Below are 5,071 nucleotides of genomic sequence, written 5' to 3' on the forward strand. Positions count from 1 at the left end.
CATACAGAACCCAGCTTACACAGAGCGCCTGAAAAGGCTTTTATGAGTGTCCAAGATTTGGGGGCCAGTTCAATGTTTTTCAGACGGCCTTATATTGGACACGAAACCAAATACATACCAAGGAATCATTCTATGACTGCCAAATCATGGCATATCGAGGAAGGCAAGCCTTATCCCATGGGCGCGACCCTGACAAGTAAGGGTGCGAATTTCACCTTGTTTTCCATCAATGCCGAAAAGGTAGAATTGTGTCTGTTTGATAAAGATAAAGAAACCCGTTTGGAGATGCCTTCGCGGCGCGGTTCGGTATTTTACGGATTCGTGCCGGACGTTAAGGCAGGGCAGCGATACGGTTTTCGTGTGTATGGACGTGAAAACGCAGAATACGGCTCATGTTTTAATCCCAACAAATTACTGATTGACCCGTATTCCAAAAAAATTGACGGCAAACCAAGCTACCGTACCGCCGAAGAAATGGCATGGTTCAGGCCGGAAGATGAACGCGACAATGCCGCCGTTGCACCGAAAAGCGTCGTGATCGGACGCAGCCGATTTAATTGGGCCAAAGATTGCCGTCCGGAGATACCGTGGGGCAAAACCGTTATTTATGAAGCCCATGTCAAAGGGTTTACCAAGCAGTTCCCCGATTTGAAGTACGCAGGCACTTATAAAGCCTTGAGTGATAAACGAGTTTTGGCCTATTTGCAAGAGTTGGGGGTGACGACGGTCGAGCTGCTGCCGATTCATTATCATCTGGATGAATACCATCTTCAGCAGATGGGTTTGAGCAATTATTGGGGCTACAACACTTATTCCCATTTTACCGTTGAGCCGTCTTATGCCGACAATCCCGAGCGTGCGGCGGCGGAGTTTAAACAGGCGGTCAAAGCCCTGCATCAAGCGGGTTTGGAAGTGATTTTGGATGTCGTGTACAACCACACGGCAGAGCAGGACGACAAAGGCCCGATGCTGTGTCAGCGCGGTATCGATAACACTTTATGGTATTGGCACACCTCTTACGGCAGCTATGAGAACTGGTCAGGTTGTGGCAATACGCTCAATATTGTCCGTCGCGATGTTACCCGTTGGGCGGCAGACAGCCTGCGCTTTTGGGCCGAAGAGTTTCATGTTGACGGCTTCAGTTTCGACTTGGGAACCGTATTGGGACGCGAGCCCGATTTCCAATCGTATGGCCGTTTTTTCCAAGTCTTGTATCAAGATCCGATTTTGGCCGGTTTGAAGCTGATTGTCGAAGCATGGGACATTGGCGAAGGCGGCTATCACTTGGGCAATTTCCCGCAACCTTTTGCTGAATGGAACGGCCGTTTCCGTGATGATATGCGCGCGTTTTGGTCTTGGGAAAGCGGTAATTTGGGCGTATTTGCCGAACGCTTGGCCGGGTCGTCCGATATTTTCAACCACAGCGGCCGCCGACCGTCTGCCAGCATCAACTTCATTACTGCACACGACGGCTTCACTCTGCGCGATTTGGTCAGCTACAACGAAAAACACAACGAAGCCAACGGTGAAAACAACCGCGACGGGCATAATGAAAACATCAGCTACAACCACGGCGTAGAAGGTGAAACCGATGATGAAGAGGTTTTGCTCAACCGCGAATACACTTCCAAAGCGTTGCTTGCCTCCTTATTTTTATCCAACGGTACGCCCATGCTTTTGGCAGGCGATGAGTTCGGCAACAGTCAGCAAGGCAACAACAACAGCTACTGCCAAGATAATCTGATTACATGGTTGGATTGGCAAAATGAGTCCCATGTGTTGCAAAATTACACTCAAGAGCTGATACGCGTCCGCAGTCAAATCAAGCTGCTGACAGATGATTGCTGGTGGGAAAAAGAGCGTGTGCAATGGCTCAATGCCGATAGCAGACCGATGACCGAATATTGTTGGCACAATAGGGGCAGTAAGGCGATTCAGATTGTTTTGGATGACGAGTGGCTACTGTTGGTAAATGCCAAACGTAGTCGTCAGTTATTTAACCTGCCTCAAGGTAATTGGGAAATTTCTTCGTACCATCAGAGAAATTAAATTACGAAGAATCAGGGAAATGTGTTGTTGAACATATGGGGATTTGGATTTTACATAAAACAAATTAAATGAGAATTAAACTATTGTTTGATTAATCCTTTGATATTTTGTTGGTATTTGTTCATTTTTGGCTTCGTGGTATAAATGGAAAATGCCGATGATATGATTAATGGTTTAATCGTTAATCAAATGTTTTATAAAGAAAAAATATCCTTTTTTAAAACCTTTCCGCTATAATTCCCTTATTGTGTAACAAACCTACGCGTCATTCCTTTCAGACGGCCTGTTGCCGTTGTCAGGCCGTCTGAAAACCGAGTTTTGTTGTTTTTAATAAAACCATCAGGCGCGTTGTCCAGTGCCTCACGCTAGAGAAAGGCTTCCATGGCTAAGAAAAAACTCCCCATCTCCGGTTACGATTATGTAATGCCTAAACCGGACGCCGAAACCATCCGTAAATCCATCGTTTACAAGCTGATTTTTATCTTGGGTGTAGATCCGAAGGAGGCAACTTCACATTAATGGCTCAACGCCGCCATGCTTGCCGCGCGTGACCTGATTGCGGAAGATTTCCTCAAAACACGCCGCGCCCACATCGACAACGGCAAACGCATGGTTTATTACCTGTCTATGGAGTTCCTGCTCGGCCGTTCGTTTGTCAACGCGCTGATTAACGAAGGTGTTTACGTCGAATTTGAAGAAGCTTTCAAACAACTGGGCAAAGAATTTGCCGATGTCTGCGAACAAGAAGAAGATCCGGGTTTGGGTAACGGCGGTTTGGGCCGTCTGGCCGCCTGCTTCCTCGACTCTTTGGCAACCCTGCGCATTCCTGCTATGGGCTACGGCATCGTTACCAATACGGTATGTTCAAACAAGAAATCGTGGATGGCCAACAAGTTGAAAAACCCGATTTGTGGCTCGACCAAGATTTGGCATGGCAGTTTGCCCGTCCGAACAAACAATATTCCGTCCGTTTCGGCGGTCAAGTGTTGAACTTGGGCGATAAAAAAGAATGGCAACCGAGCGAAGAAATTTCCGCTTGGGCATACGATGAAATCATCCCCGGCTACGGCGGAGACGTCGCCAACCCGTTACGCCTGTGGACGGCTCACGCCGGTAACCGCTTCGACTTGGCGGACTTCAACCGCGGCGATTACGCATCCGCCGTCCGTGCGCAAAATAGCGATGAAAACATCTCACGCGTCCTCTATCCGAACGACTCTACCGAATCCGGCCGCGAATTGCGCTTGAAACAAGAATACTTCTTGGTTTCCGCTTCCGTTCAAGACATCGTCGCCCGTCACAAATGCCGTTTCCCAAGCATCCGCACTTTGGCGGACGAAGTCGCCATCCACTTGAATGACACCCATCCGGTGCTCGCCATTCCAGAATTGATGCGCATCCTGATTGATGAAGAAGGCATTGCGTGGACCGAAGCATGGAATATGTGCTGCAAGATTTTCTCTTACAACAACCACACATTGATGAGCGAAGCCTTGGAAACTTGGCCGGTCGATTTGATGGGCCGCCTGCTGCCGCGCCATTTGGACATCATCTTTGAAATCAACGCCTACTTCCTGAACGCCCTGCGCGCCATCGGCAACTTCGACGACGACTTCGTCCGCCGCGTGTCCATCATCGATGAGAACAACGGCCGCCGCGTCCGCATGGCATGGTTGGCGGTCATCGGTTCGCACAAAGTCAACGGCGTGGCGAAAATCCACTCCGACCTGATGACCACTTCCATCTTCGCCGACTTTGCCAAAGTGTTCCCCGAACGCTTTACCAACGTAACCAACGGCGTGACCCCACGACGCTGGATTAACATCGCCAATCCGGGCTTGACCAATTTCTTGGACAAACATCTGGGCGACGAAGACTGGCGTCTGCATTTGGACAACCTGACCAAGCTCAACGATAAAGTGGACGATGCCTCCGTACAGGCAGAATTCGGTGAAGTGAAAAAAGCCACCAAAGAGCGCCTTGCCAAATACATCGAAACCGAGCTGGGCATTAAAGTTAATACCGATGCACTTTTCGACATCCAAATCAAACGTATCCACGAGTACAAACGTCAAGCATTGAACGTGATGCACATCGTCGACCGCTACAACAAAATCTTGGAAAACCCGGATTTCGATTGGCAGCCGCGTGTGTTCATCTTTGCCGGTAAAGCCGCATCCGCCTATTACATGGCGAAGAAAATCATCCGTCTGATTAACGACGTTGCCAAAATCATCAACAACGACCCTCGTATCCGCGACCTGATTAAAGTCGTTTACATCCCGAACTACAGCGTCAGCCTTGCACAAATCATCATTCCTGCCGCCGATTTGTACGAACAAATCTCACTGGCAGGTACGGAAGTCCGGTACCAGTAACATGAAATTTGCCCTCAACGGCGCAATCTGTATGGGTACGCTGGACGGCGCGAACGTTGAGATTTTGGAAAAAGTCGGTGCGGACAACTGCTATATCTTCGGTAACACCGTAGAACAAGTCGAAGAAATCCGCCACAACGGTTACGACCCGTTGGGCTATATCGAGCGAGACAGCGGCCTGCGCCGCGTCGTCAATCAAATCAGCCAAGGCACTTTCTCTCCGGAAGAGCCAAACCGCTACAACGACGTGTTGCAACCATACGGCGACTTCTATCAGCTGATGGCGGATTTCCGCAGCTACATTGACACGCAATACAAAGCGGACGAACACTACCGCAACGTATCCGCATGGCGCAAATCAGCCTTGATCAACATCGCTAACATGGGCTTCTTCTCATCCGACCGCTCCATTGCCGACTACTGCCGCGATATTTGGTACATCAAACCATTGAGCGAAAAAGAATTGCCCAGCAAAAATTAAACGTTGAGCAGATAGCGAAAGCTGATACATCGGGAAGGTGTATCGGCTTTTTTATATTCGCTGTTTTTGAATTGAATAACAAATTTAAAAGGCCGAGACCTTTGCAAAATTCCCCAAAATCCCCTAAATTCCCACCAAGACATTTAGGGGATTTCTCATGAGC

General features: G+C 48.8%; 1 protein-coding gene and 2 pseudogenes. All 3 read left to right on the forward strand.

Features of this window, described 5'->3' with window-relative positions; translation table 11 throughout:
* The first annotated feature begins 132 nt into the window (after positions 1 to 132).
* The 3 genes and pseudogenes from glgX (at position 133) to ACTHTA_RS11245 (ending at position 4,908) form a co-directional block, all read left to right on the forward strand.
* Positions 133 to 2,117, forward strand: a pseudogene (glgX, locus tag ACTHTA_RS11235) (glycogen debranching protein GlgX).
* Positions 2,118 to 2,430: 313 nt separating this feature from the next.
* The gene (locus ACTHTA_RS11240) at positions 2,431 to 2,568 is read left to right on the forward strand and encodes a hypothetical protein (protein ID WP_440376378.1); all 138 of its coding nucleotides are present in this window, start codon (positions 2,431 to 2,433) and stop codon (positions 2,566 to 2,568) included.
* Between the two features lie 108 nt (positions 2,569 to 2,676).
* A pseudogene (locus ACTHTA_RS11245) lies at positions 2,677 to 4,908 on the forward strand (glycogen/starch/alpha-glucan phosphorylase).
* Positions 4,909 to 5,071: the final 163 nt, after the last annotated feature.

Origin of the sequence: Neisseria sp. P0013.S005, assembly GCF_051958425.1 — a bacterium.
Lineage (GTDB): Bacteria > Pseudomonadota > Gammaproteobacteria > Burkholderiales > Neisseriaceae > Neisseria > Neisseria subflava.